At 65.0% G+C, this 25,636-nt stretch carries 17 protein-coding genes; 6 read left to right on the top strand and 11 right to left on the bottom strand.

What is annotated here, in order from left to right; translation table 11 throughout:
• Nucleotides 1-128: 128 nt before the first annotated feature.
• Nucleotides 129-1,736 (bottom strand): ABC transporter substrate-binding protein, encoded by a 1,608-nt coding sequence (locus PVE73_RS05690; protein ID WP_277366018.1) that lies wholly within the window; start codon nt 1,734-1,736, stop codon nt 129-131.
• Between the two features lie 198 nt (nt 1,737-1,934).
• A complete protein-coding gene (hydA, locus tag PVE73_RS05685) occupies nt 1,935-3,392 on the bottom strand; it encodes a dihydropyrimidinase (protein ID WP_277366017.1) in 1,458 nt (485 codons plus the stop codon).
• Nucleotides 3,393-3,672: 280 nt separating this feature from the next.
• Here hydA and PVE73_RS05680 point away from each other — a divergent pair, with 280 nt between their 5' ends.
• Entirely contained in the window at nt 3,673-3,861 is a 189-nt protein-coding gene (locus tag PVE73_RS05680; RefSeq protein WP_277366016.1) for a hypothetical protein, read from the top strand.
• A 40-nt stretch (nt 3,862-3,901) separates the two neighbouring features.
• Here PVE73_RS05680 and PVE73_RS05675 read toward each other — a convergent pair whose 3' ends face one another.
• Nucleotides 3,902-5,146 (bottom strand): Gfo/Idh/MocA family oxidoreductase, encoded by a 1,245-nt coding sequence (locus tag PVE73_RS05675; RefSeq protein WP_277366015.1) that lies wholly within the window; start codon nt 5,144-5,146, stop codon nt 3,902-3,904.
• A 285-nt stretch (nt 5,147-5,431) separates the two neighbouring features.
• On the opposite strand from PVE73_RS05675, the gene PVE73_RS05670 reads away from it, so the two are divergent.
• Entirely contained in the window at nt 5,432-6,448 is a 1,017-nt protein-coding gene (locus PVE73_RS05670) for a beta-propeller fold lactonase family protein (protein ID WP_277366014.1), read from the top strand.
• A gap of 6 nt (nt 6,449-6,454) precedes the next feature.
• On the opposite strand, the gene PVE73_RS05665 is transcribed toward PVE73_RS05670, so the two are convergent.
• From PVE73_RS05665 to PVE73_RS05650, 4 genes are all read right to left on the bottom strand, one after another.
• Nucleotides 6,455-7,537, bottom strand: coding sequence for an ABC transporter ATP-binding protein (locus PVE73_RS05665; RefSeq protein WP_277366013.1), 1,083 nt, complete (start codon nt 7,535-7,537; stop codon nt 6,455-6,457).
• Nucleotides 7,538-7,744: 207 nt separating this feature from the next.
• Nucleotides 7,745-8,551 (bottom strand): NAD(P)-dependent oxidoreductase, encoded by an 807-nt coding sequence (locus PVE73_RS05660; RefSeq protein WP_277366012.1) that lies wholly within the window; start codon nt 8,549-8,551, stop codon nt 7,745-7,747.
• A gap of 74 nt (nt 8,552-8,625) precedes the next feature.
• Nucleotides 8,626-10,461: a dihydroxy-acid dehydratase gene (ilvD, locus tag PVE73_RS05655; protein WP_277366011.1), complete on the bottom strand. Its 1,836-nt coding sequence runs from the start codon at nt 10,459-10,461 to the stop codon at nt 8,626-8,628.
• A gap of 247 nt (nt 10,462-10,708) precedes the next feature.
• Nucleotides 10,709-13,216, bottom strand: a complete 2,508-nt coding sequence (locus tag PVE73_RS05650) for a heavy metal translocating P-type ATPase (RefSeq protein WP_277366010.1) — start codon at nt 13,214-13,216, stop codon at nt 10,709-10,711.
• A gap of 233 nt (nt 13,217-13,449) precedes the next feature.
• On the opposite strand from PVE73_RS05650, the gene PVE73_RS05645 reads away from it, so the two are divergent.
• On the top strand, nt 13,450-15,075 hold the full coding sequence (locus PVE73_RS05645) for an MFS transporter (protein ID WP_277366009.1): 1,626 nt from the start codon (nt 13,450-13,452) through the stop codon (nt 15,073-15,075).
• Nucleotides 15,076-15,138: 63 nt separating this feature from the next.
• Here the strand turns inward: PVE73_RS05645 and PVE73_RS05640 are convergent, their stop codons facing one another.
• The 3 genes from PVE73_RS05640 to PVE73_RS05630 form a co-directional block, all read right to left on the bottom strand.
• Nucleotides 15,139-17,052, bottom strand: coding sequence for an ABC transporter ATP-binding protein (locus PVE73_RS05640; RefSeq protein ID WP_277366008.1), 1,914 nt, complete (start codon nt 17,050-17,052; stop codon nt 15,139-15,141).
• Nucleotides 17,052-18,920, bottom strand: a complete 1,869-nt coding sequence (locus PVE73_RS05635) for an ABC transporter ATP-binding protein (protein WP_277366007.1) — start codon at nt 18,918-18,920, stop codon at nt 17,052-17,054. The genes PVE73_RS05640 and PVE73_RS05635 overlap by 1 nt, the downstream gene beginning before the upstream one ends.
• A 71-nt stretch (nt 18,921-18,991) precedes the next feature.
• The gene (locus tag PVE73_RS05630; protein ID WP_277366006.1) at nt 18,992-19,216 is read right to left on the bottom strand and encodes a hypothetical protein; all 225 of its coding nucleotides are present in this window, start codon (nt 19,214-19,216) and stop codon (nt 18,992-18,994) included.
• Nucleotides 19,217-19,433: 217 nt separating this feature from the next.
• Here PVE73_RS05630 and PVE73_RS05625 point away from each other — a divergent pair, with 217 nt between their 5' ends.
• The 3 genes from PVE73_RS05625 (at nt 19,434) to PVE73_RS05615 (ending at nt 22,932) form a co-directional block, all read left to right on the top strand.
• On the top strand, nt 19,434-21,236 hold the full coding sequence (locus tag PVE73_RS05625) for an ABC transporter ATP-binding protein (protein WP_277366005.1): 1,803 nt from the start codon (nt 19,434-19,436) through the stop codon (nt 21,234-21,236).
• 124 nt (nt 21,237-21,360) lie between these two features.
• Nucleotides 21,361-22,488 carry an S-(hydroxymethyl)glutathione dehydrogenase/class III alcohol dehydrogenase gene (locus tag PVE73_RS05620; protein ID WP_277366004.1) on the top strand — a complete coding sequence of 376 codons (1,128 nt, stop codon included), beginning with the start codon at nt 21,361-21,363 and terminating at the stop codon, nt 22,486-22,488.
• Nucleotides 22,489-22,602: 114 nt separating this feature from the next.
• Nucleotides 22,603-22,932: a DUF2934 domain-containing protein gene (locus PVE73_RS05615; protein ID WP_277366003.1), complete on the top strand. Its 330-nt coding sequence runs from the start codon at nt 22,603-22,605 to the stop codon at nt 22,930-22,932.
• 27 nt (nt 22,933-22,959) lie between these two features.
• Here the strand turns inward: PVE73_RS05615 and treY are convergent, their stop codons facing one another.
• Nucleotides 22,960-25,521 carry a malto-oligosyltrehalose synthase gene (treY, locus tag PVE73_RS05610; RefSeq protein WP_277366002.1) on the bottom strand — a complete coding sequence of 854 codons (2,562 nt, stop codon included), beginning with the start codon at nt 25,519-25,521 and terminating at the stop codon, nt 22,960-22,962.
• Between the last annotated feature and the right edge of the window lie 115 nt (nt 25,522-25,636).

The raw sequence follows: 25,636 nt of genomic DNA, 5'->3' as shown, positions 1-25,636 counted from the left end.
GGGAAGATCGGCTGTCGTCCAAGCTTTTGCCAACCATCTGCGTTGCACGAAGAATGTCGGCGAAAATGGCAGGCAGGCCGGAGGGGGGCGTGAAGGAGCGCCGATCCTGTCATGAATCCGCCTTCCGCCTACGCCTCCACTGCCGTGTCCGCCCAGTTGGAGACCGCCCAGCGGGGATTGTTGGAGACGTTCTTCACGCTGGTGCGCGCCACGGTCACGAATCCCCACTCGGCAACGTTGATGAGCGGCAGGGTCTCCGCCACCCGTTTCTGGAACTCTTTGAACAGCTCGGTGCGTTCGGCCGTGTCGACCGTCGTGTTGGCCTTCTCGATCAGCGCGTCGAGCTCCTGGTTCTCGAAACCGCCCTGGTTCGAGAACGGCACACCTGCGGGAATGCCGCTCTTCACGAGGATGGTGGTCGAGATCGCCGGATCGCCGCGGAAGACGGTCGGGGCCACCGCCAGATCGAATTCATGGTCGGTGTAGACGGCCTTCTGGTGAGCGGCGGCGTCGTTGTTCACGATCCGCGCGTCGATCCCGACTTTGGCCAGCGCCTGGCGCAGATAGTCGCCGAACTGGCGCGTCTCGCTGAAATAGGGTGCCGGCAGAAGCCTGAGCGAGAAGCGCTGGCCGTTCGCATCCTTCGGATAACCGGCCTCGTCGAGCAGGGCGTTCGCCTTGTCGACGTCGAACGCGTAGGTGGGGACGGAGGGATCGTAGAACTCGGGCGCGTTCTTCGGCACGATGCCGGTGGAGGCGGTCGCATAGCCGAGGAAGATCGTCCTCACGACGAAATCCTTGTCGATCGCATGCGCGATGGCCTGGCGCACCTTGAGATCGGCCAACTCCTTGCGGCGGTGGTTGATCTCCACCGTGAGCTGGTAGGTCAGAGCCTCGTAGCCCTTGGTGTAGACGGCGATGCCGTCCACCTTGGAGATGCGCTCGAGGTCCGAAAGCGGCACCTGGCTGAAGGCGGCAAGCTGGATCTCGTCCGCCTCGAGCGCGCCGGCGGCCGCCGCCCGGTCTGGCAGCACGCGATAGATGATCTCGTCGAGCCTGGGCAGGCCTTCGTCCCAATAGTTCTCGTTCTTCGTCAGCCGGTAATATTCGCCCGGCCTGTATTCGGCGAACTTGAACGGTCCCGTTCCGATGAGTTCGTTGTTTTTGGGGCTCGCGGCGATGTCCGCCTCCCCCTCGTAGACATGTTTCGCCACCACAGCCGTCACCACAGGCAACGCGTTGCGGATGAGCTGGAAAGGCGTCGGCTTAGAGAAGCGGAAGATCGCCGTGTGCTCGTCGGGCGTGTCCACCGCCTCCAGATTGGCGAAGACCAGCCGGCCGAGATTCTGCAGCGGCTTCCAGACCTGCAGCGCCGAGAAGGCGACATCGGCGGAGGTGAAGGGCTGCCCGTCATGCCAGGTCACGCCCTGCCTGAGCTTGAAGGTGGCCGACAGCCCGTCCTCCGATCCTTCCCATGAGGTGGCCAGCCGCGGCGCAAGCCCGTCCTCTCCCTCGAAGGATGCTTCGGCCAGGGGCTCCACGATCTTGCTCGAGATGAAGAACACGCCGTTGGAGGCGACGATCGCGGGATTGAGGTTCTTCGGCTCCGAATCCGCGGCGACCACCAGCCGCCCACCCGAAGCCTGCGCGAAAGCAGCGGAGGGCATGGCGGCCAGAGCGATAAGGGAGGCGCTACCCTGCAGCAGCGAACGTCGGGAGAAATGGATCGCGGTCATCGGCTTGCTCCGGATGTAGCGTAGCGGCCCCAAGGCCACCCAGTGAGGAATAAGTCTATTTCACGGCAAGGGCCACCGGAATCGAGAAATGGAGTTGCGCTGGAGACGGGAGCCGGAGAAAATTCTCGCCCGAGAGGGGCTGACCGCCCCGCGGCTGGAGCAGGCCGGCAGGACGGCCGGCCTGCTTTTCAGCGCGGATCACACGCCGATCGGCATATGTTTCGCGGAGCGCTCCACCGCGCGCGGGGCGACGATCTCCTTCCAGGTGGACAGCGCCTTGTTGACGGCGGGAAACGCCGGGCGGGGCACGAAGCGTCCGCGTCCCGGACGCGGCTCGTTGCTGCCCTCCTCGCCATAGACCACTTCGCCGCGCGACAGCGTGTAGCGCGGCAGCCCGTTCACCTCGAAGCCTTCGAACACGTTGTAGTCGATGATCGACCGCTGCGCGGACGCGCTGATCGTCTTCGACTTCGACGGGTCCCACACCACGAGGTCGGCATCGGAGCCCGGCAGGATCGCCCCCTTCTGCGGGTAGATGTTGAGGATCTGGGCGATATTAGTGGAGGTGACCGCCACGAACTCGTTGGGCGTGAGCCGGCCGGTCTTCACCCCATACGTCCACAGGAGCGGCATGCGATCCTCCAGCCCGCCGGTGCCGTTGGGAATTTTGGTGAAGTCGGTGAGACCGAGGCGCTTCTGCTCCGTGGTGAAAGCCGCATGATCGGTCGCCACGACCTGGAGCGAGCCTGCCGCGAGCCCCGCCCAAAGGCTGTCCTGATGCCGCTTGTCGCGGAAAGGCGGCGACATCACCCGCCGCGCCGCCTCTTCCCAGTCAGGATTGCGGTATTCGGATTCGTCGAGCAGGAGATGCTGGATCAAGGGCTCGCCGTAAACGCGCATGCCCTTCTGCCGGGCGCGACGGATCGCCTCGTGCGACTGCTCGCAGGAGGTGTGCACGATATAGACGGGGACTCCCGCCGCGTCCGCGATCATGATGGCGCGATTGGTGGCCTCGCCCTCCACCTCCGGCGGGCGCGAATAGGCGTGCGCCTCGGGCCCTGAAATGCCCTCCTGCAGGTATTTCTGCTGCAGGGCCGCGACGATGTCGCCGTTCTCCGCATGCACCAGCGGCAGCGCGCCGAGAGCGGCGCAGCGCTGGAAGGAGGCGAACATCTCGTCGTCGTTCACCATCAGCGCGCCCTTGTAGGCCATGAAATGCTTGAAGGTGTTGATGCCACGCTCGACGACGAGTGCCATATCGTCGAAGTTCTGCTTCGACCAGCCGGTCACGCACATATGCAGCGAATAGTCCGACGATGCCTGGCGGGCAGCCCGCTCCTGCCACTCGTCGAGGGCGGCCAGCATCCCTGCCGGCCCGGGGATCACAAAGTCGACCACCATGGTCGTCCCGCCGGAGATCGCGGCATAGGTGCCCGATTCCCAGGTTTCGGCGGCGGTGGTGCCCATAAAGGGCATTTCCAGATGCGTGTGCGGGTCGATACCGCCAGGCATGACATAGGCGCCTTCGGCGTCGACCACCTTGTCGCCTTTCAGGTCCCTGCCGATCGCGGCGATCGTCTCCCCCTCGATCAGGATGTCGGCCTCGTAGCTGCGGTCCGCGGCCACGATGGTTCCACCTTTGATGACTGTCGACATGGGCTGTTCCTTTCTTCTTGTGATCCCGACGACCGCCGGCGGCGGGACGAAACCCTCTGGTGTTCCAAGGCGATCATAAGGCCGGCGCAACGGTGCACTCAATGACCAACCGATGGGCCAGGCCGTAATCGCGCGATCCGGCAGGCGCCGACCCGATCCTCCATGAACGAGAAAACCGGCGCATGAAGGGATTGCAACGCCGCGGAAACGCATTACTTCTCGCCGTTGAGGCGAAGCAACGAACAGGCTGGACGACGGAATGAGACGGGCCGGAACGTCGATGCGAACAGAGCGGGGCCTGAAAATCGTGCCGGTGATCCTGTTGGCGCTATCGGCCTCCGGCTGCGGCATGGGGGGAATGGCGAGTGCGGTGCGGACGACCGGCGAGAGCTTCGACCGGGCCGAATGCATGGCGCGTGATGCCAAAGGCGAAAGCCTCTGCGAAACGCCCGCCCCCGATCAGCGGTAGAAACCGCAGGCGCCCGGCTGAGGCGGCAGCCACCGCCCCTTCAATCGAGTTCCGGCATCAATTCGTCGATGCGGACCATGCGGCCCGTCCGGACGCTCTCCATGGCAGCCACGCCGCAAAGGACGGACATGGCCCCTGCCCGCGAATTGGCACGCTGCCTCAGCCCATCCACCATGCCGGGCTTGAAGATCATGTTCCGCATCCGGTCGTCGCCGCCATAGTGGCCACCGGGTTGATGCGGGACGGTGATGCGCTCGACCTCGCCGCCGAAATTACGCACGAGCAGTATCTCGTCGCTTCGCGGTGTCTCCCAGGGCTGTGCCTCGTACTGGCGCAGTTCGATGCGCCCCATGGTGCCGTTGAAGGCGATGTGGTGGCCTTCGATCGGCATGAAGGTATTGACGGAGTATGATGCCGTCACCGCGTTACGGTAGCGGATCGTTGCCACCATCGTATCGGGAATGTCGATATCCTCGCGATAGACGCAGGCATCGCGGAAATAGCCGTCATATTCCGACGGCTCTTCATAAAGCGCGTCCAGGAACGGATCCGAGCCGAGATCGAAATAGTAGTTGCATTCGGCCTTGTAAGGACACGTCTTGCAGCGGGACCAGCGGAATGGCCCGGCCTTGCCGTAGTTGCGAAGCTCGCCGAAGGCGCTCACCGTCTCCGGCTCTGTGTCGAGATACCAGTTGAGCAGGTCGAAATGATGGCTCGACTTGTGCACGAACAGGCTGCCGGAATATTGCCGGTACGCATGCCAGCGGCGGAAATAATCCGCACCGTGCCGCGTATCGAGATACCAGTGGAAGTCGACGGACGTGACGGTGCCGATCGCACCTTCGATCAGGAGTTCCTTGATCCTGGCCGATGTCGGCGCGAAGCGGTAATTGAAGGAGACGTCGACCTTTTTGCCGGACCGGCTTTCCGCCTCCAGGATGCGGCGAATCTTTTCCGGCGTGGTTGTCATCGGCTTTTCCGCGATGACGTCGCAGCCGAAATCGAGTGCTTTGACGATGATGTCGTCATGCGTGTGGTCCGGCGTGCAGACGATGACGAGATCCGGCCGCTTATCGGCAAGCAACTGGTCGAAATCGGCATAGATGGGCGCATCGACGCCGATCATCGCCCGCGCGCGCTCGCCGCGCAGCGGATTGGTCTCGCAGATCGCCACGAGGTCCACATAGTCGGACCACTTTTCGAGCAGGCTGCTCCCCCACATATTCGTGCCGCGGTTTCCCGTCCCGACCAGCGCATAACGGCGCCTGCGAATTCTCTCCCCCATCGTCTTCCTCCCTGTGCCCGGCCGCGAAGTCTCCTCCCGCGGCATCAAGCATTGGTACCTGAACAAAACCTCGTCCGAATCGCGGAGGTCCGGCGTCCTCGCGGCTCCCCCAACCATAGACGCTTCAACCACAAGGTCACTGATTGAGCAACACGATTGGCAAGTCGATTGACAATTTCCGCACCCGTGGAGAAAACCGTTGAGCGAAGGCGGTGCGGCAATCAGCAATGCCGACGGAGTTGACATATGCGTGTGCCGCGATCCGTATCGATCAGAGGGGGAACGATGGCCGGCCGTTTCGTGATTGTCTGCAATTCGGGCGACAACAGCCTTGCTCTTTACGAGTTGGAGGAATCCGGCGGGCTCGCCCATCTCGAGGACATGCCGCTGGCGGAGACGGGCGCCCCCGACAACGCCTATCCCATGACGCTCAGCCCCGATCGGAGCAGGCTCTACGTCGCCTGCCGCGGCACGCCCCGCGCGGTGCTCACCTATGCGGTCGATGCCGCCGTGAGGTCGTTGACCTTCCTCGGCAAGAGCGCGCTGACCGACAGCATGGCCTATGTCGCGACCGATAGCAGCGGCCGGTTCCTGCTTTCCGCATCCTATTCGGGCGGCAGGATCAGCATCAATCCGATCGGGCCTGACGGTGTGGCGAAGGACCCGAGCGACACGCTCGACGCCGAGCCCAACATGCATTGCTGCGTGCCGATCCCCGGCACCGACACCTTTCTTGCCGCCAGCCTCGGCAGCGACGTCGTCCTGAAATATCGCCTCGATCCGGCGGGAAAGCTGACGCTTCTTCCCGAACGCGCAAGATCGGCCACGGGAAGCGGCCCGAGGCACTTCGTCTTCCATCCATCGATGCGCTTCGGTTATCTCCTGACGGAGAAGATCTCGGCGGTCGAGGTCTTCGGCTTCGACGGCGATGCGCTTACGCCCGAGCCGCTCCAGAGGCTCCCGATCCTGCCGCCCCATTGGCGCGGAAAGCATTGGGGAGCGGACATCCGCATCACGCCTGACGGACGTTTCCTCTACGCCACGGACCGCAGCGCGAACGCCATAGCGGGTTTCGCCGTCGATGCCGAAACCGGGCGCCTGGAGCCGACGGGGATCACCTTTGCGGCTCCCTGGCCGCGCTCGGTCAATATTGATCCCGATGGCAGGTTCCTGCTCGCGCTTGGCGAAAAAAGCGCCTTCATCGACGTGTTCGCGATCGATCCGGCGACCGGCACACTCGACAAGAGGCTGACACTGCCCACGGGACGCATTCCGAGCTGGGTGGAGATCGTGAAGGGCTAGGCGCCTTCACAGTGCCCGCTCTTCCCCGTTGAAGACATGCGCACGCGCCGGGTCGAACCAGGCCGCATGCTTCGTGCCGGGAAAGAGCTCACGCTGGCCGTCGAGCGCCAGCGTGATCGGCTGCTTGTCGGCCGTCGTGGCATAGACCATGGTCTGGTTTCCCAGGCTTTCGATGAGATCGACGGTCACCTCGCCGATGCTCACATGGCCCGGGCTCTCGTTCAGCGCGAGGTGCTCCGGCCGGATGCCGAAGGAGACGTGGTCGCCTTCGTGCCCGGCGTTCAGGTCCCGCCCAAGCCCGATGCGGGCGCCGCCGATCTCGATGCCGGCCTCGCCCGCGTTCCGCAGCAGCTTCGCCTCGAGCATGTTCATCTTGGGTGAACCGATGAAGCCCGCGACGAACTTGTTGCGCGGCCGATTGTAGAGTTCGAGCGGCGCACCCACCTGCTCCACCACGCCCGCGCGCAGCACCACGATCTTGTCGGCCATGGTCATGGCCTCCACCTGGTCGTGGGTGACATAGATCATGGTGTTGCCGAGATCGTTGTGGAGCCGGGAGATCTCCACCCGCATCTGCACGCGCAGTTCGGCATCGAGATTGGAGAGCGGCTCGTCGAAGAGGAAGATCTTAGGTTCGCGCGTGATGGCGCGCCCGATCGCCACGCGCTGCCGCTGGCCGCCCGAGAGCTGCTTGGGCTTGCGCTGCAGCAGCGGACCGATCTGCAGGATTTCCGCCGCACGGCGCACGCGCACGTCGATCTCCGCCTTCTTCATGCCGATCGTTTCGAGCCCGAAGGCGAGATTCTTGTACACGGTCATGTGCGGATAGAGCGCGTAGGACTGGAAAACCATCGCGATGCCGCGCCTGGCGGGAGGCACGTCGTTCATGCGCTCCGAATCGATGACGAGATCGCCGCCCGTGATCGGCTCAAGCCCGGCGATCATGCGCAGAAGGGTGGACTTTCCGCAGCCGGACGGGCCGACGAAGACGACGAACTCACCCGGTTCGATATTGATATCGACCCCGTGGATCACCGCCACGTCGCCGTAGCGCTTGAAGACCTTCTGCAGAACGACATTGGTGGCCATTTTTCCTCCCGACCAAATTCGACCCGGCTTCCCGCTGGTCACCGTCACGCCGCGCCGAGCATAGGCTCGGCTCCACCCAGCGGATGAAGCTATCGTCTCGCAAATAGAGCTGTCAATTTGAGAGAGGGCGCGATGCGCTCGCATTCGCTCCATCTCTCCGTGCCGTATCTGTGTCACACTGGGTGATTCCGCCGGCTGCAGAATGCTTCAGCGCCGGAGCCATTCTTCCCGGCCGGAAAAATCGTCGGAGACGCGGTCGGCGCCCTGAAAATTCCGCTCCAGCTCATTGTCCGGCGCGATGTGCTCGACCTGAAAGGCGTAGTCCTCCGCATCGTCCAGCGGCTGGTAACCCAGGCGTTCGGCGGCGGAATTGTCCCACCAGGAACGGGTGTTCTTGGAAACCCCGTAGACGATTTCGTGGACATAGTCCGCCGAAAGCCCCACCTCGACGAGGCGAACGAGATCGGCCGGCGAGCACCAGGTGGAAAGCGCGCGACGGTGCGCGGGCCGCTCGGCAAAAGTGCCGATCCGCATGCAGAAGCCGCGCACCCCGTATTTGAAGGCGTAGAATGCCGTGGCGTCCTCGCCGAAGGCCTTTGTCAGCCCGTAGATGGAATCGGGCCGCACAGGGTCCCGGCCGGCTATCCTGCGGTCGATGGGATACATGCCGGTGACATGGTTGCTGCTTGCGAATAGGACCCGATCTGCCCCATTGATGCGTGCGGCCTCGAGCAGGTTCATCGTGCAGACGATGTTCTCCTGCAGGAGCTGAGGCCAGGGTCCGTCCGAGGCGCGGCCGCCCATATGGATGACGGCATCCATCCCCTCGCAGAGCCGGCGCACCCCGTCGGCGTCGTTCAGGTCGCACTGCACCGCCTCTTCCGACGGATGCTCCGCCGAGAGCGGGCGGAGATCGGATATCCGCAGGTGGTCGCATTTGGGCGCCAGAGCCTTGCGCAATGCACTGCCGATCTTACCGGCAGCGCCCGTCAGCAGCACGTTCGAATACCGCATCCAAACTCCATCGAGAGGAAGCCGGCGGAGCGTCCGCCGGCTGGACCTGCTGAACCCGCTTGGAAGCCTGCGGTTCAGTCCGGCAGCTTGCGCACCGCGCCCTTGTCCGCGCTGGTGGCGAAGGCGGCATAGGCCTTGAGCGCGGTGCTGACCTGACGCTTGCGATTTTCCGCAGGCTTCCAGCCTTTGGCATCCTGCTCGGCGCGACGGCGCGCGATCTCCGCATCGTCGACGGCAAGATGGATCTTCCGGTTGGGGATGTCGATGTCGATCAGGTCGCCCTCCCGCACGAGCCCGATCAGCCCGCCATTGGCGGCTTCCGGCGAGACATGGCCGATGGAGAGGCCGGACGAGCCGCCCGAGAAGCGCCCGTCGGTGATAAGCGCGCAGGCCTTTCCCAGCCCCTTCGCCTTCAGATAACTCGTGGGATAGAGCATCTCCTGCATGCCCGGCCCGCCACGCGGGCCTTCATAGCGGATCACCACCACGTCGCCGGCATCGACCTTGCCCGACAGGATCGCCTGCACGGAAGAATCCTGGCTTTCGAACACGCGCGCGGGGCCGGAGAACTTCAGGATCGACTCGTCCACGCCGGCGGTCTTCACGATGCAGCCGTCCTCGGCGAGATTGCCCTTCAGCACCGCAAGCCCGCCGTCCTTGGAGAAGGGGCGCTCGGCGCTGCGGATGACGCCGTTCTCGCGGTCGAGGTCGAGGTCCCCCCAGCGCCGGTCCTGGCTGAATGCTTGCTGCGTGGGCACCCCGCCGGGCGCCGCCAGGAAGAAGTCGCGCACCTTCTGGCTCTTGGTCTGTGCGATGTCCCAATGCTCGATCGCCTGCCCGAGCGTCGTCGTATGCACCGTAGGCACGTCGCGGTTGACGAGGCCCGCGCGGTCGAGCTCGCCAAGGATCGCCATGATACCGCCGGCCCGGTGCACGTCCTCCATATGCACGTCCGACTTCGCGGGCGCCACCTTGCAGAGCACGGGCACGTGCCGCGACAACCGATCGATCTCCTCCATGGTGAAGTCCACCTCCGCCTCGTGTGCGGCGGCAAGCAGGTGCAGCACTGTGTTCGTGGAGCCGCCCATGGCGATATCGAGCGTCATGGCGTTCTGGAAGGCGGCGAAGCTCGCAATGCTGCGCGGCAGCACGCTGTCGTCGTCCTGCTCGTAATAGCGGCGGGCGAGGTCGACGATCAAATGCCCCGCCTCCACGAAGAGACGCCGGCGATCGGCATGAGTGGCAAGCGTCGAGCCGTTGCCCGGCAGCGAAAGACCCAACGCCTCGGTGAGGCAGTTCATGGAATTGGCTGTGAACATGCCCGAGCAGGAACCGCAGGTGGGACACGCCGAACGCTCGATCACCTGCACGTCCTCGTCGCTCACACGCTCGTCCGCCGCAGCGACCATCGCGTCCACGAGATCGAGCGCCCTCTCCTGTCCCGAGAGCACGACCTTGCCCGCCTCCATCGGCCCGCCGGAGACGAAGACGACGGGGATGTTGAGCCGGAGGGCCGCCATCAGCATGCCCGGCGTGATCTTGTCGCAGTTGGAGATGCAGACCATGGCGTCCGCGCAGTGGGCATTCGCCATGTACTCGACCGAGTCCGCGATGAGCTCGCGCGACGGCAGCGAATAGAGCATGCCGTCATGGCCCATCGCGATGCCGTCGTCCACGGCGATCGTGTTGAATTCCTTGGCGACACCGCCCGCCGCCTCGATCTCGCGCGCCACGAGTTGGCCGAGATCCTTCAGGTGCACATGCCCCGGCACGAATTGGGTGAAGGAATTGACGACGGCGATGATCGGCTTGCCGAAGTCCGAATCCTTCATGCCGGTGGCGCGCCAGAGGCCGCGTGCACCGGCCATGTTGCGGCCATGGGTCGTCGTGCGAGAGCGATAAGCGGGCATTGTTCTTCCAGAGCTGAGATCGGAACAGGCTCGAGCGGCAAGATCAATGCCGCGTGGAAAGCCGTGATACAACCTCAAGCACGGAAAGCGCAAGGCACGCTTGGCGGGCAAAGCGCCGGCCAAGCGAAGCAGCTTGCTTTGACTTTTGTGCCGTTCGGGAGCGCTCAGGCATGGATCCTCGGGTCAAGCCCGAGGATCCATGCCTGAGCATCGCCGCCTCGTCAGCGGTCAAATATTGTGGTCGCCGTTATTTCAGCGCAAGCGCCCTCAGCCGCAGCGCGTTGGCGATGACAGAGACCGAGGAGAGGCTCATCGCCGCCGCGGCGATCATGGGCGAAAGCAGCATCCCGAAAACAGGGTAGAGCACGCCCGCGGCAATCGGCACGCCCACCGCGTTGTAGACGAAGGCGAAGAACAGGTTCTGCCTGATGTTGCGGATCGTGGCCTGTGCCAGCGTCCGCGCCCGTACGATGCCGTTGAGATCGCCCTTCACGAGCGTGATGCCGGCGCTTTCCACCGCCACGTCTGCGCCCGTGCCCATGGCGATGCCGACATCCGCCGCCGCAAGCGCGGGCGCGTCGTTCACGCCGTCGCCGGCCATGGCGACTTTCGCGCCGCCGGCACGAAGCTCATCGACCAGTTTGTTCTTGCTCTCGGGCAGCATGTCGGCACGCACCTCGTCGATGCCCAGCCTCGAAGCCACCGCTTTCGCGGTGCGCTCGTTGTCTCCTGTAGCCATGATGATCCGAAGCCCGCTCTCGTGCAGCGCGCGGATCGCACTGGCGGTCGATTCCTTGATGGGATCGGCCACCGCGACAATGCCGGCAAGCTTGCCGTCGGCCGCCACGAACATGACCGTCTTGCCCTCGCCGCGCAGCGCATCGGCGCGGGCGAGGAGCGGCGCCACATCCACCGAGATGTCTTCCATCATCGAGAGATTGCCAAGTGCTACGGAGCGGCCGGAGACCATGCCGGAGACGCCCTTGCCGGTCGTCGCCTGGAAGTCCGAGGCGTTGGGCAAGGCCGCGCCCTTCTCGCGCGCGCCTTCCACGATCGCCTCGGCCAGCGGGTGCTCGGAGCCCTTTTCCAGGCCGCCGGCGAGCGAGAGAAGCTCGGCGGAATCCACACCCTCGGCGGACACCACATCCGTCAGCCGAGGCTTGCCCTCGGTCAGCGTGCCCGTCTTGTCGATGATCAGCGTATCGACCTTGGAGAAGCGCTCCAGCGCCTCCGCATCCTTGATGAGCACGCCCGCCTGCGCGCCGCGCCCCGTCGCCGTCATGATGGACATGGGCGTGGCGAGCCCCAGCGCACAGGGGCAGGCGATGATTAGCACGGAGACGGCCGAGACGATGGCGAAGACCATGCTGGGGGCCGGACCAAAGATCGCCCAGACGATGAAGGCGAAGATGGCGACGAGCACCACGGTGGGCACGAAGTAATAGGACACACGGTCCGCGAGCCCCTGGATGGGCGCGCGCGACCGCTGTGCCTTCGCGACCATCTCCACGATCTGCGAGAGCATCGTGTCCTTGCCGACCTTCTCGGCACGCATGATCAGCGAGCCGTTCTTGTTGAGCGTGCCGCCGGTGAGCACGTCGCCTTCCACCTTCTCCACCGGCACCGGTTCGCCCGTGATCATGGATTCGTCCACCGAAGATCGGCCCTCGAGAACGGTGCCGTCCACCGGCACGCTGTCACCGGGGCGGACGCGCAGGCGGTCGCCGGTTTGCACTTCCTCCAGGGGAACATCCGTTTCCGACCCGTCGTCGCCGAGCCGCCGCGCCGTCTTGGGCGCGAGGTCGAGCAGCGCGCGGATCGCCGAGCCTGTGCGCTCGCGCGCCCGAAGCTCCAGCACCTGACCGAGGAAGACGAGCGCCACGATCACCGAAGCCGCCTCGAAATAGACCGGCACCGTGCCGCCGTGGCCGCGGAACCGATGCGGGAAGATGCCCGGGAAAAGCGTGGCGACCAAGCTGTAGAGATAGGCGGTGCCGACGCCGATCGAGATCAGCGTCCACATATTCGGGCTGCGGTTGACGATGGACTGGTAGCCGCGCTCGAAGAAGGGAATGGCGGCCCACAACACCACCGGCGTGGCGAGGGCGAGTTCCAGCCAGACGGCTGTCCGCTCCCCGATCCAATCCCGGAAGGGAAGCCCGATCATCGGCCCCATGGCGACGAGCAGCAGCGGGATGGAGAGCACCGCGCTCACCCAGAGCCGCCGGGTGAAGTCGACCAGCTCCGGGTTGGGTCCCTCCTCGCCGGTGGGAACCCCCATCGGCTCGAGAGCCATGCCGCAGATCGGGCAGGAGCCCGGCTTGTCCCGGATGATTTCCGGGTGCATGGGGCAGGTGTAGAGCGTGCCTTCCGGCGCGGGCTCCGGCACTGGCCGCTCGCCCAGATACTGCTCCGGGTTCGCCTCGAATTTCGCCTTGCATCCGGCCGAGCAGAAATAATGGCCGCGCCCTTCGTGCCGCGCGAAGTGTTTCGCGGTCGCACGGTCCACCTTCATCCCGCAAACCGGGTCCGTCGCCTGCAGATAATCCTCCGGCTGCCTGACGAACTTGTCGTGGCAGGACTGGCTGCAGAAGTGATAGGTGCGGCCTTCATGGCCGGCCGTGGGCTTGCCGGCATTCGGGTCGACCGTCATGCCGCAGACCGGATCGCGGATCACTTCCGCCGCTCCATGCGAATCATCTGCGCCGCAGCAATGATCGTGATGACCGTGATCGTGATGATGGTCGTGCTTCATCGGTGATGCTCCTTTGAAACAAGACCTAGTCCTTCCAGTTACTGGAAGGTCAAGGGGAGGTTCCACCAGATCGCCTGTCCATTCGACGGACGCCGCCGGCTAACGGTTCGAAAACCGCGAGCGCGCTATATCCGGTTGGGGATTGCGCTTCGTCCACGAGTCGTGAATCGTCACGTTCCGTTGCTGCAAGCCAGAACTCGATAGCAAGGCAACACGTTCCAAGGTCGAAATCGGTGCCCGGATCGCCTCTAGCAAAACCCTTTGAAAGCATCGATTTCCGGCTTCTCTGGAGCGCGAGCCTGGTCTCCAACCTCGGAGGCCTGGTCCAGGCGGTGGGCGCGGGATGGATGATGGCGACGATCGCCGAGTCCGCCGACATGGTGGCGCTCGTGCAATCGGCCACCACGCTGCCCGTGATGATCTTTTCCCTTGCCGCGGGCGCGCTCGCCGACAATATCGACCGCCGCCGCATCATGCTGGCGGCGCAATCGCTCATGATGTTCGTCTCGGTGGTCCTCGCGCTCTTTGCCTTGGCGGGCATGATGACGCCGTGGCTGCTTCTGGCCTTCACCTTCCTGATCGGCTGCGGCACGGCGCTGCACAACCCTTCCTGGCAGGCCTCGATGGGCGATATCGTGCCCCGCGAGGACATCCCCGCCGCGGTGACGCTGAACAGCATGGCCTTCAACCTGATGCGCAGCGTGGGACCGGCCATCGGCGGCTTGATCGTCGCGGTCGCAGGCGCGGCGATGGCCTTCGCATTCAACGCAGTGAGCTATATCCCGCTCATCATCGCGCTCATGCGCTGGAAACACCGCCGGCTGCCCGCGAGCCTGCCGCGCGAGGCCTTCGCGCATGCGATTTCCGCCGGGCTGCGCTATGTCGCCATGTCGCCGAACCTTACCAGGGTCATCTTCCGGGGCTTCGTCTTCGGCCTGGGGGCCGTCGCCATCCTGGCGCTTCTGCCGCTGGTCGCGCGCGACCTGGTGGGCGGCAGCGCCATCAGCTACGGCCTGCTGCTCGGCAGTTTCGGCATCGGAGCCATCGGCGGCGCCCTCTCGAACACGAAAATACGTGAAACCTTCAACAACGAGACCATCGCGCGCGGTGCGTTCGTCGTCTTCGGCCTGAGCGCGCTCGGACTGGCCTTGAGCAGACAGATCTGGTTGAGCTGCCTCTGTCTTCTCCCCGCCGGCGCCTGCTGGGTGCTGGCGCTGTCGCTCCTCAACGTCTCGGTCCAGCTTTCCACGCCGCGCTGGGTGGTGGGGCGAGCCCTTTCCATCTACCAGACGGCGACCTTCGGCGGCATGGCGGCGGGAAGCTGGCTCTGGGGGCTTGCGGCCGAGACCTACGGGCCGACCGCCGCACTGGCGGCGTCGAGCGCCGCGCTCGTGTTTGGCGCTCTGATCGGGCTGCGCTTCGCCCTGCCCGAGTTCGCGAAGCTCAATCTAGACCCCCTCAACCAGTTCAAAGAGCCCCAGCTTCGTCTCGATTTGAGGGCGCGCAGCGGCCCGATCATGATCATGGTCGACTACGAGATCGCGCAGGAGGACGTGCCGGCCTTCCTCGCCGCGATGGCGGAGCGGCGGCGCATCCGAATCCGCGACGGCGCCCGTCAATGGGCCCTCCTGCGCGATCTGGAAAACCCGAATATCTGGACCGAGACCTACCACGTGCCGACCTGGGTGGAATATGTCCGCCACAATATGCGGCGCACCAAGGCGGATGCCGAGATCAACGAGAGGCTTCTGGCCCTGCACCGTGGCGAAGGCCGCCCCCGCGTGCACCGCATGATCGAGCGGCAGACCGTGCCCATGCACGACGACATGCCGATCAAGCAGTATCCGGAAGTGCCGTGAAGGCGCTAGCTTCAGCCCCGGCCTAAGCCGAATGAGCGCGATTCATTCAAGCCGTGCGGAACGTCATGTCCTCGACCCATTCTGCGCCGACACCTGCAGTTCCTCCTCCGGAATATCGTCGAAGGAGGCGTAGTTGAGGTTGTAGAGCTTGGAGTAGAGGCCGCCCTTGGCCATGAGCTGGTCGTGGTTGCCGGTCTCCATCACCTGCCCGTTCTGCAGCACGATGATGCGGTCCGCACCCCGGATGGTCGCGAGCCTATGGGCGATGACGAGGCCCGTGCGCCCTTCGAGCAGCTTCACCAGCGCCTTCTGGATCAGCATCTCGGTATAGCTGTCGATATTGGCGGTCGCCTCGTCCAGCACGAGGATCTTCGCGTCCGCAACAAGCGCGCGGGCGAAGCTGATCAATTGCCGCTGGCCGAGCGAAAGATTGCCGCCGCGCTCGCCCAGCATCGCGTCATAGCCGTCGGCGAGGCTCATGATGAAGTCGTGCGCGCCGACCGCCTTCGCGGCCTCCACCACCTGCTCGCGCGTCGCCTCGGTCTTGTGGTAGCGGATATTCTCGAACACGGTGCCGGTGAAGAGGAAAGGTTCCTGTAGCACCATGGCGATCTGTCGCCCGAGCGATTCCTGCGTGAGATCGCGCACGTCGTGCCCGCCCACCAGAACCTGCCCTTGCTGCACGTCGTAGAAGCGGTGGATGAGCGCCATCGAGCTGGATTTTCCGGAGCCAGTCGGCCCCACGAGCGCCACCGTCTCGCCCGGGTTCACACGGAAGGAGACCTCCTTCAGCACCGGGTGCTTCGGATTGTAGCCGAAGGTCACGTTCTTGAACTCGACCGAGCCGTCCATGTCGGGCGAGAGCACCTTCGCGTCCGGCTTGTCCTGGACGTCGATCTTCACGTCGAGCACGTCCGTCAGCCGCTTGCCCGAGGCCATGGCGCGCTGCATGACCGAATATTGCAGCGTCAGCGAGCGGATCGGGTCGAAGAAGCGCTGGATGTAGAACAGGAAGGCGACCATCACGCCGATATCCAGGCTCGCATTCACCACCATCGAACCGCCGACGACGATCACCACCGCCATGGCGATGCCCGTGAGGCTGTCGACGATCGGCACCATCACCTGCGCATATCTGGCCGCCGTCAAGTGCGTCCTGAGATTCGCGTGGGCCTTGTCGTCATAGAGCGTGAAATTGACCTGCTGCCGGTCCATGGACTGCACCGCGCGCACGCCGTGGATCGCCTCTGCGAGCGCGCCGTTGGCGACCGAATTGGTCTCGTGCGCGGCCATGAAGGCGTTGCGGGCGCGCGGCAGCCAGAAAAGGCGGACGATGAAGAGGACGGGCAGCACGGCAAGGGTGAGAAGGCCGAGGCGGAAGTCGAGCCACAGCATCACGAAGACGATGCCGAAGAGGAGCGCGATATCGCCTACCGAGAGCACGCAGGTCTCCAGGAACTCCTGCATGGAGTTGACGTCGCCCTGGAGCCGCGACATCAGCCGCCCCACCTCCGTCTTGTCCATGAAGGAGAGAGACACCTTCTGCAGGTGCCCGAACATGGCGCGGCGGATATCGAAGAGCACGTTTTCCGCCATCTTGCCGACGACCGTTTCCTGCGTGTAGCTCGCGCCGTAATTGATCAGTATGGCGAGCAGGAACGCGCCGAAGGCCAGAAGCAGCGGCATGCGGTCGACGCTGCCCGGCACCACGCCGTGATCGATCGCATAGCGGATGATGAGGGGAATGACGAGTTGCGTGGCCGTGAAGACGAGCACCGCCGCCACGGAGATGTACACCCTCGTGCGGTAAGGTCTTACGAAGGCCCAGATGCGCTTGACGATGTTCTTGTCGAACGCCTTGCCGAACATCTCCTCTTCGATCCGGTGCGAGCCCACCACCGCCCGCGGCGGGCGTCGACCGTCCTCGCGCACGTCGTTCCGTTCGGCTTCGAGCTCTCCCGCATGCCCTTGGGCCATCAGCCCGCCTCCCCGTATTCGCTCAGCACCTCGTCCCCCGGCCGCATCTGGAGGTCGTAGAGCGCCCTGTAGCGCCCGCCCATCGCGAGAAGCTCCTCATGCGTGCCGCGTTCGACGATCTCGCCGTTCTCCACGAACAGGATCTGGTCGGCATGCATGAGGGAACTCAGCCGGTGCGCGATCACGATCGTCACCCGGTCCTTGGCGAAGCGCCGCATGGCGGAGCGGATGCGCTGCTCCGTGGCCGCGTCGATCGCCGCGGTCGAATCGTCGAAGACGATGACGGAGGGCCTGAGCATCATGGTACGGGCGATGGTGAGGCGCTGGCGCTGCCCGCCGGAGAGCGAAACGCCGCGCTCGCCTACCACGGTCTTGTAGCCTGCCGGCAGGCCGAGAACGTAATTGTGCAGTTGCGCGGACTCGCTCGCCCGCTCGATGCGCGGCTCCTTCGCCCACGGGTCGCCATAGGCGATGTTGTTCTCGATGGTCGTCGTGAACAGGAACGCGTCCTGCTGCACCACCGCCACCGCCTGGCGCAGCGAGCCGAGCGTGACCGTGCGGATATCCTGCCCGTCGAGAGTGACGCGGCCGCCGGTCACATCGTAGAAGCGCGGGATCAGATGCGCGATGGTCGATTTGCCCGATCCCGGCGGGCCGACAAAGCCGATGGTCTGACCCTTCCGCGCCTCGAAGCTCACATTCTTCAGAATCGGCCGGCCCTCCGCATTGGGATAGGCGAAGGAAACGTTCTCGAAGCGCAGCGTGCCCTCGGCGATTTCGAGCGGTTTCGCGTCCGGTGCGTCCTTTATGGCGACGTCCATGTCGAGCAGGCCGAAGAGCCGCGAGCCGCAGGTGGAGGCCCGCGCGAAGGAGTTCACCATCAGGCCGATCTGGCGCACCGGCATCTGCAGGATGGTCATGAATGTGAGGAAGGTCGCAAGCGTGCCGACGCTGATCTCGCCCGCCATCACCTTGTTGCCGCCGAAAAGCAGCACCAGCCCCATGGCCAGGAAAAAGGAGAAGGTCATTGCCGAGGTGTTGCGCACGCGGATGTTCACCCGCTCGTGCGCCAGGCTCAGCGCATCTTTCGAGGCTCGGTCGAATTTCAGCATCTCGTAAGCCTGGCTGGCAAAGGCGCGCACGACGCGGATGCCGCCGAGATTCTCTTCCATGACCCGGCTCAGCACCGAGAGCCGCTCCTGCAGCTCGAGCCAGGTGGCGCGCAACGTGAGTTGCGTCACCGAGGACCGCCAGGCCACGAAGGGGACGAAGCTCAGCGCCAGGAGCCCGAGCACGAGGTCGATGGAAAGCAGCAGATAGGCCCCGATGCCGATCAGCATGGCGAGCAGCACCATGCGGACCAGGCCCGTCGAGAAATACATCCGCACGCCCTCCAGATCGAGCATGCCGATGGTGATCAGGTCGCCCGAATGCACCTCGTCGTGGAAAGAGAAGGAGAGGCGCTGGATTTTCTCGTAGCAGGCGAGCCGGAGCTCATAGCCGATATTGTGGCCGACGGCTTCGGAGAAATAGTTCTGCGACATGGTGAAGAGGCCGCGCAACGTGCTGACGGCGAAGAGCAACAGCGCGGAGGTGAGCAGCGCCAGCTCGGCCACCGTTCCCGCCTCCCCGCCGGAAAAAGCGGCCTGCGCCTGGTCGACCGCCCGGCCAAGAAGCTGCGGAATGAGCAGTTGCAGCGTGGCAGCGATGATGGTCGAGCCGATCGCAAAGGTGACCTGCCACGGGTGCCGCAGGTTCATGCGGGTGATGCGGGCGAGCGTGTTGAGGCCCCTGCCCCAGCTTGCCGCCTTCACGTGTGCGAGCGCGTCCCGAGGCTTCGTCGCGCTGCCGATGGCTTCGCTGCTCACGGTGATGTTCCAGACTGATGGTGCCTATCGAGGCGGCGGCGTGCCGGGCGACTCGCCTTCAGGAATGATTTTCACGGAATAAGGCAATAGCGGGACCTTTCAAGTGCTTTTCGGCGAAAGATGTCAGATTTTTTCCAACTGTGTCGGCTTTGCTGGAAATCAAGGCCGACCGCCACCCTGTTGCAGGGCGGGCACAGTGCCGGCGGAAAGAGGCCGGAGGGGTTGGCCGGATCGCCTTCCTTGTATAAGAAGCCGCTTCCGTTCAGCCTTTCAAGTGAGGTCACGAATGCCAGCATTCGGTTCTTCCCATGAAGGCAGCGGCTTGATCTCCCGGCACCGTTAGGTCGCAGACCGCCGACCGCGCCGGACCGTCAAGGCCACTGCCGCTCGAGCGCCTCCGCCGAGGAGCGCGCTTCGCATTAACCGGCAGCGTTTCCGGACGGTTTTTCGTCCGGCGCCATTCTTCCAGATATCGAATCTCGGGACCGGATGTCCTCGCATCCGGCGAACGCCATGACTTCCTTCCGCAATGCCCTGCGGGGCAATGCCTTTCGCGACGTCTTCCGTTTCTGCGGCACGCACTGGCGGCGCCAGCCGAAAAGGCTCGCCTTCATCGTCGGCGCCTTCATGCTGTCCACCACGGCGGATGTGCTGACGCCGCTCTATTCCGGCCGGCTGGTGGATGCGGTGGCACGGGGTGCCGCCACCGACGAGGTTGCCTGGAACGCGGCGATCGCCGCCTTCCTGATGCTGCTCGCCCTGTCGGCCGGCGCGATCCTGCTTCGCCACATCGGTTTCATGGGGATCATCGACCTCACGCTGAAGATGATGTCCGAGGTCGCCTCGGACGCGTTTCACCGCGTCCAGCGCTTCTCGACGGACTGGCACGCCAACAGCTTCGCCGGCTCGACCGTGCGCAAGGTCACGCGCGGCATCTGGGCGCTCGATCTCCTGAACGACACGCTGCTCATGGCCCTACTCCCCTCGGCCGTCATGCTGGTCGGCTCGACCATCCTGCTCGGCTGGTATTGGCCGATGATGGGCCTCATCGTCGCAACGGGTTCGATCGTCTATGTCGCGCTCACGATCACGCTGTCGCTGGGCTATGTCGCGCCGGCGGCGAGCCTTGCGAACATGTGGGACACGCGGCTCGGCGGCGCGCTCGCCGATGCCGTGTCCTGCAACGCAGTGGTGAAGGCCTTCGGCGCGGAGAAGCGCGAGGACTCCCGCCTTTCGCGCGTGATCGGCAAGTGGCGCGGCCGCACGCGGCGCACCTGGGCGCGCGGCACGATCAACGGCACGACGCAAGGTCTGACCATGCTGGTGCTGCGCGCGGCCGTAATCGGCTTCGCCATCCTGCTCTGGGCCGGCGGGGAGGCCACGGCGGGCGACATCGCCTTCGTGCTCACGGCCTTTTTCGTGCTGCAGGGCTATCTGCGCGACGTGGGCATGCATGTGCGCAACGTGCAGCGCTCGGTGAACGATCTGGAGGAGCTGGTCGCCATCCATGGCGAGCGGCTCGGCATCGAGGACCGGCCGGGTGCGATGCCGATCGTCATCCGGGACGGCCGCATCGACTTCCAGAAGGTCACCTTCCACTATCGCGGCCATGCCACACCGCTCTACCGGGACTTCTCGCTCACGATCCGTCCCGGCGAGCGCGTCGGCCTCGTGGGCCATTCCGGCTCCGGCAAGACGACCTTCGTGAAGCTGATCCAGCGGCTTTACGACGTGACCGGCGGACGGATCCTGATCGACGGGCAGGACATCTCGGAGGTGGAGCAGTCCTCCTTGAGGTCGCAGATCGCCATCGTGCAGCAGGAGCCGATCCTGTTCCACAGGTCGCTGGCGGAGAACATTGCCTATGGGAGGCCGGGCGCCTCGATGACGGAGGTCGAGCACGCGGCGAAGCTCGCCAGCGCGCATGACTTCATCGCGAGCCTGCCCAAGGGCTACGCGACGCTGGTCGGCGAGCGCGGCATCAAGCTCTCGGGCGGCGAGCGCCAGCGCGTGGCGATCGCGCGTGCCTTCCTGGCCGACGCGCCGATCCTGATCTTCGACGAGGCCACGTCCAGCCTCGATTCGGAATCGGAGGTGCTGATCCAGAACGCGATGGAGCGGCTGATGGTCGGGCGCACGACGCTGGTGATCGCGCACCGGCTCTCGACCGTGCGCTCGCTCGACCGGCTGCTCGTCTTCGACAAGGGCCGCATCATCGAGGAGGGCGACCATGGCCAGCTTATCCGGCTGGAAGGCGGCATCTACCGCCGCCTGTTCGAGCGGCAGGCCCTGGAACTGACGAAGGGCTTCGCATGAGACGAATCACCCTCCCCAACTGGGGAGGGGTGGTGCTGGCACAGCCGCGCAAAGCATGTAAAAGACTCTCATGCATTCGCTGCCTGGCCCCGGCCAGACCGCCAGACAAGAGAGGGAGAAAACCATGAAGACCCGCGCCGCCATAGCCGTTGCCGCCGGAAAGCCGCTTGAAATCATGGAGGTCGATCTCGACGGCCCGCGCGAGGGCGAGGTCATGGTGGAGGTGAAGGCGACGGGCATCTGCCACACCGACGATTTCACCCTCTCCGGCGCCGATCCCGAGGGCCTCTTCCCCGCCATTCTCGGCCACGAGGGCGCGGGCGTCGTGGTGGATGTCGGTCCAGGCGTCACGAGCGTGAAGAAGGGCGACCACGTCATCCCGCTCTACACGCCCGAGTGCCGCCAGTGCCCCTCCTGTCTGTCGCGCAAGACCAATCTCTGCACGGCGATCCGCTCCACCCAGGGCGCCGGCGTCATGCCGGACGGCACCTCGCGCTTCTCGCTGAACGGCGAGAAGCTGCATCACTATATGGGCTGCTCGACATTCTCCAATTTCACGGTGCTTCCCGAGATCGCGGTGGCGAAGGTCAACCCGGACGCCCCTTTCGACAAGATCTGCTATATCGGTTGCGGAGTGACCACCGGGATCGGCGCCGTCATCAACACGGCCCAGGTGGAGATCGGCTCGACCGCGATCGTCTTCGGCCTGGGCGGCATTGGCCTCAACGTCATCCAGGGGCTTAGGCTCGCCGGCGCCGACATGATCATCGGCGTCGACTTGAACAATGACAAGAAGGAATGGGGCGAGCGCTTCGGCATGACGCATTTCGTCAATCCGAAGGAGGTCGAGGGCGACCTCGTGCCCTACCTCGTCAACCTGACGAAGCGCGGCGCCGACCAGATCGGCGGAGCCGACTACACGTTCGACTGCACGGGAAATGTGACGGTCATGCGCCAGGCACTGGAATCGGCCCATCGCGGCTGGGGTCAGTCGATCATCATCGGCGTGGCGGGCGCCGGCCAGGAGATCTCGACGCGGCCCTTCCAGCTCGTCACCGGCCGCGTATGGAAAGGCACCGCCTTCGGTGGGGCGCGCGGCCGCACCGACGTGCCGAGGATCGTCGACTGGTACATGGACGGCAAGATCGAGATCGATCCCATGATCACGCACGTCCTGAAGCTCGAGGAGATCAACAAAGGCTTCGAGCTGATGCATTCCGGCGAGAGCATCAGGAGCGTGGTCGTCTACTAGTCTAGACAAATCGACATCTTCCACGTGGCCTTTTTCGGGCGCGGACACAAGAAGGCGTGATCATCGGAACCATGTGCCGGCCATTTGGGTTTTGCCGCAGATGGAGGGACGATCATGACTACGGAACGGGAAGATAGAATCCGGCGCCGGGCCTACGAGCTTTGGGAGCAGGAAGGCCGCCCCGAAGGGCGCGAGTGGGACCACTGGGTACAGGCCGCGCGCGAAGTGGAGGCCGAAGAGGGCGGGCACGCCGGACCGGGCGGCGCGGAGATCCCGCCCATGCCCGAGGACTTCCCGCAGGCCGAGGAGACTTCCGCCAAGCGGACGCGGCGAAGCAGCGGCGGCACGAAATCGCGCGCGAAGCCCGCCGCCGGCGAAAGCACCAAAGCCACGCCGAAAAGGCGCGCCGCCAGTACCGCAGGACGCACAAAGAAACCGGGCTGAGCCGTGGCCCTCCATGCAGGGGCGCGGCTACTCGGTCTTGAGCACGGCCACCGGCAGGTCTTGCCAAAGATCGGAGAGGGCAACCTCTCCGCCATCGACGGTTTTGCCCATCAGGCAGCGGTAGCGGCCCGCCGGGAGCAGGAGCCGGGTATGCGCGAAGGCGCTGCTGATCCAGGATCGCCTGCCGGGCTCGCAGTGCCGGAGCACGAGCCGGGGAACCGCGATCACCACCCGCCTTCCCTCGAGCACGCGTGAGAAGGCGATGGCGTGCATGTTCTCGTCGCCGACGATCTCCATCGCCTCGTAGCCACCGCGATCGAACAGCTCCGCATCCGTTCGCCTGAGTTCCAACAGCCGGGTCAGAAGCCAAAGCTTCGGCACGCCCTCCCGCCAACGCTCCATGGTCTCGGCGGCGGGCATCTCCCGCACCTCCCGGAGCAGCCGCTGGCGCAATTCGAAATCCGCAGGCCGGCGGTTGTCGGGATCGACCATGCTGGAGTCGAAGAGTTCGCATCCCTGGTATATGTCCGGAACGCCCGGCAGCATGAGCTTGAGGACGAGCTGGGCAAGGCTGTTGACGATGCCGGCCGGCTCGATGATGGCGATCAGGGCCCGGATCTCGCGCAGGAAGCTCCGCCGCCGGGGCGCGAAGATTCCGCGCACGTAGTTTTCCACCGCCGTCTCATAGGGTTCGTTCTGGTCTGTCCAGCTGGTGTGGCGCTTGGCCTCGCGCAGCGCCTTCGTCATGAAGGCGACGAGGCGCTCGGCGAGGTCCTGCAGCCCTTCTTCGTCCTGGAGCGAAAGGTCCGCCGGCCACGCGCCGGCGAGCGCCTGGTAGAACAGCCATTCCGCGCCGGGAGTGGGCGCCGGGCCTCGCGGCAGGGTCTCGCGCAGATCCTCGGCCGCCTCGTGCCAACGGGAAACGGCGGCCGCCCATTCCTGCGGCATCTCGCTGATGACCGCGAGCCGCGCGCGGGCGTCTTCCCCGCGCTTGGTGTCGTGCGTGGCGGTGGCCGAAAGCGCGTGCGGCCATCGCTCCGCCCGTTTCATCATGGCCGCGTGGAAGGCGTCCGCATCCAGGCCGAATTCGTCGGGCTCGGCGCCCACTTCATTCAGTGCGATCAGCCGGTTGAAGCGGTAGAAGACCGTGTCCTCGACCGCTTTCGCCATCAGCGGGCCGGTCGTCTGCTGGAAGCGGGTGATGAATTGCACCCGCGCGTCCGATCCCCCCGTGGGATCGAGCAGCAAGGCGGCGATGAAGGCGATCACGCGGTCGTCCTCCACCTCGCGGCCGCGCTCGACCCGGCCGACCGCCCTTTCGATGATGGCGCGGTCCTCGTCCAACGCGCCGTCTCCGTCGATATAGGTGCGGTAGACGGGCATGGCCGCCGCGAGCTCCACGATGGCAAGCCGCAGCGCGTCGCAGCCGAAGTCCCGCGTCGCGATGTCCCGCGACGCGATCGCCGCAGCGAGCCGGACCAGGGCGTCCAACTCGCCGGCGAGATTGACCGTCAGGATGCGCCGCTTGGCGGCAAGCACCTGCCCCGCGAAGTTCGCGTCCTCGCCCGTAAAGCGAGTCCAGCCGCGGTTCATCGCCTCGCGGTGCTGAGGCTCCACCTGGAGCGCGGTGATGAGCCGCGCCACCTCATATCCCGTCGTCCCGGCGCAGCGCCATTCCGGGCGCAGGTCTTCGTCGGCCCCGAGAATCTTCTCGACCAGCACATAGTCGAGCCCCGAGTTTTGCCGCAGCTCCGCCAGATAGGCCTTCGGGTCGGCAAGGCCGTCGATATGGTCAATGCGCAGGCCGTCGACGACGCCCGCCTCGACGAGTTGCAGCGGCAATTTGTGGACGTCGGCGAAGACCGCCGGATCTTCCACCCGGACCCCGATCAGGTCGGAGATCTCGAAGAAACGGCGATAGGTGAGCGCCTCGCGGGCAAGCCGCCAATAGGCGAGGCGCCAGCTCTGCGCTTCGTGGATGCGATGCAGAATATCCTTGTTTCCATTCGCCTGGGCGACAGCCTCTTCCAAAACCGCCGGATCGCTCAGATCCGCCTCCCCTGCGAACAGGGAGAGCGAGGCTGGTGACAGCGGCAGCGACAGATCGTAGTAACCGAACACCGGCTCGCCCGTCGCCTCGTCCATCCGAAGCTCGAACCGGCCTTCCGCCAGCGCCTGGCCGTAAGGCTCGCCCAGGACCGGCAGCAGCAGCTTCGGCGCGTTCCAGTCGATGTCGAAGTGGTCGGCGAAGGGGCTTTCCTGCCCGTGTTTCAAAACGTCCCGCCACCAGGGATTGGCCGTCGAGACCGCCATGTGGTTCGGCACGATGTCGAGAAGGAGGCCGATCCCGTTCGCCTTCAGCGCTTCGGCCAGCACGGCGAATCCCTCTTCGCCGCCGAGCACGGGATCGAGCTCCTGATGGTCGGCCACGTCATAGCCGTGGGTGGAGCCGGGAGCGGCGGTGAAGATGGGGGAAGCATAGAGATGGCTGACGCCGAGTTCGGCTAGATAGGGTACGATGCCGGCTGCCCGCTCGAAGGTCATCCCTTCGCGGAACTGCAGCCGGTAGGTGGCGCAGGGGATCGTCATTGCCGGGGCTCGTGCGCCATCGCACCCCCTCTGGCCTGCTGGCCATCTCCCCCTCAAGGGGAGAGATTACGCCTGCCGCTTGCTGCGGCTCTTCTTCTGTAACCTCAACGATTGG

The organism is Chelativorans sp. AA-79, from assembly GCF_029457495.1.
Classification (GTDB): domain Bacteria; phylum Pseudomonadota; class Alphaproteobacteria; order Rhizobiales; family Rhizobiaceae; genus Chelativorans.
This window is presented reverse-complemented; position numbering and strand designations above follow the sequence as displayed.

Coding starts and splice junctions, on each gene's coding strand:
- PVE73_RS05690 (WP_277366018.1), bottom strand. CDS start 1,736: ATGACCGCGATCCATTTCTCCCGACGTTCGCTGCTGCAGGGTAGCGCC.
- hydA (WP_277366017.1), bottom strand. CDS start 3,392: ATGTCGACAGTCATCAAAGGTGGAACCATCGTGGCCGCGGACCGCAGC.
- PVE73_RS05680 (WP_277366016.1), top strand. CDS start 3,673: ATGCGAACAGAGCGGGGCCTGAAAATCGTGCCGGTGATCCTGTTGGCG.
- PVE73_RS05675 (WP_277366015.1), bottom strand. CDS start 5,146: ATGGGGGAGAGAATTCGCAGGCGCCGTTATGCGCTGGTCGGGACGGGA.
- PVE73_RS05670 (WP_277366014.1), top strand. CDS start 5,432: ATGGCCGGCCGTTTCGTGATTGTCTGCAATTCGGGCGACAACAGCCTT.
- PVE73_RS05665 (WP_277366013.1), bottom strand. CDS start 7,537: ATGGCCACCAATGTCGTTCTGCAGAAGGTCTTCAAGCGCTACGGCGAC.
- PVE73_RS05660 (WP_277366012.1), bottom strand. CDS start 8,551: ATGCGGTATTCGAACGTGCTGCTGACGGGCGCTGCCGGTAAGATCGGC.
- ilvD (WP_277366011.1), bottom strand. CDS start 10,461: ATGCCCGCTTATCGCTCTCGCACGACGACCCATGGCCGCAACATGGCC.
- PVE73_RS05650 (WP_277366010.1), bottom strand. CDS start 13,216: ATGAAGCACGACCATCATCACGATCACGGTCATCACGATCATTGCTGC.
- PVE73_RS05640 (WP_277366008.1), bottom strand. CDS start 17,052: ATGGCCCAAGGGCATGCGGGAGAGCTCGAAGCCGAACGGAACGACGTG.
- PVE73_RS05630 (WP_277366006.1), bottom strand. CDS start 19,216: ATGCTGGCATTCGTGACCTCACTTGAAAGGCTGAACGGAAGCGGCTTC.
- PVE73_RS05625 (WP_277366005.1), top strand. CDS start 19,434: ATGACTTCCTTCCGCAATGCCCTGCGGGGCAATGCCTTTCGCGACGTC.
- PVE73_RS05620 (WP_277366004.1), top strand. CDS start 21,361: ATGAAGACCCGCGCCGCCATAGCCGTTGCCGCCGGAAAGCCGCTTGAA.
- PVE73_RS05615 (WP_277366003.1), top strand. CDS start 22,603: ATGACTACGGAACGGGAAGATAGAATCCGGCGCCGGGCCTACGAGCTT.
- treY (WP_277366002.1), bottom strand. CDS start 25,521: ATGACGATCCCCTGCGCCACCTACCGGCTGCAGTTCCGCGAAGGGATG.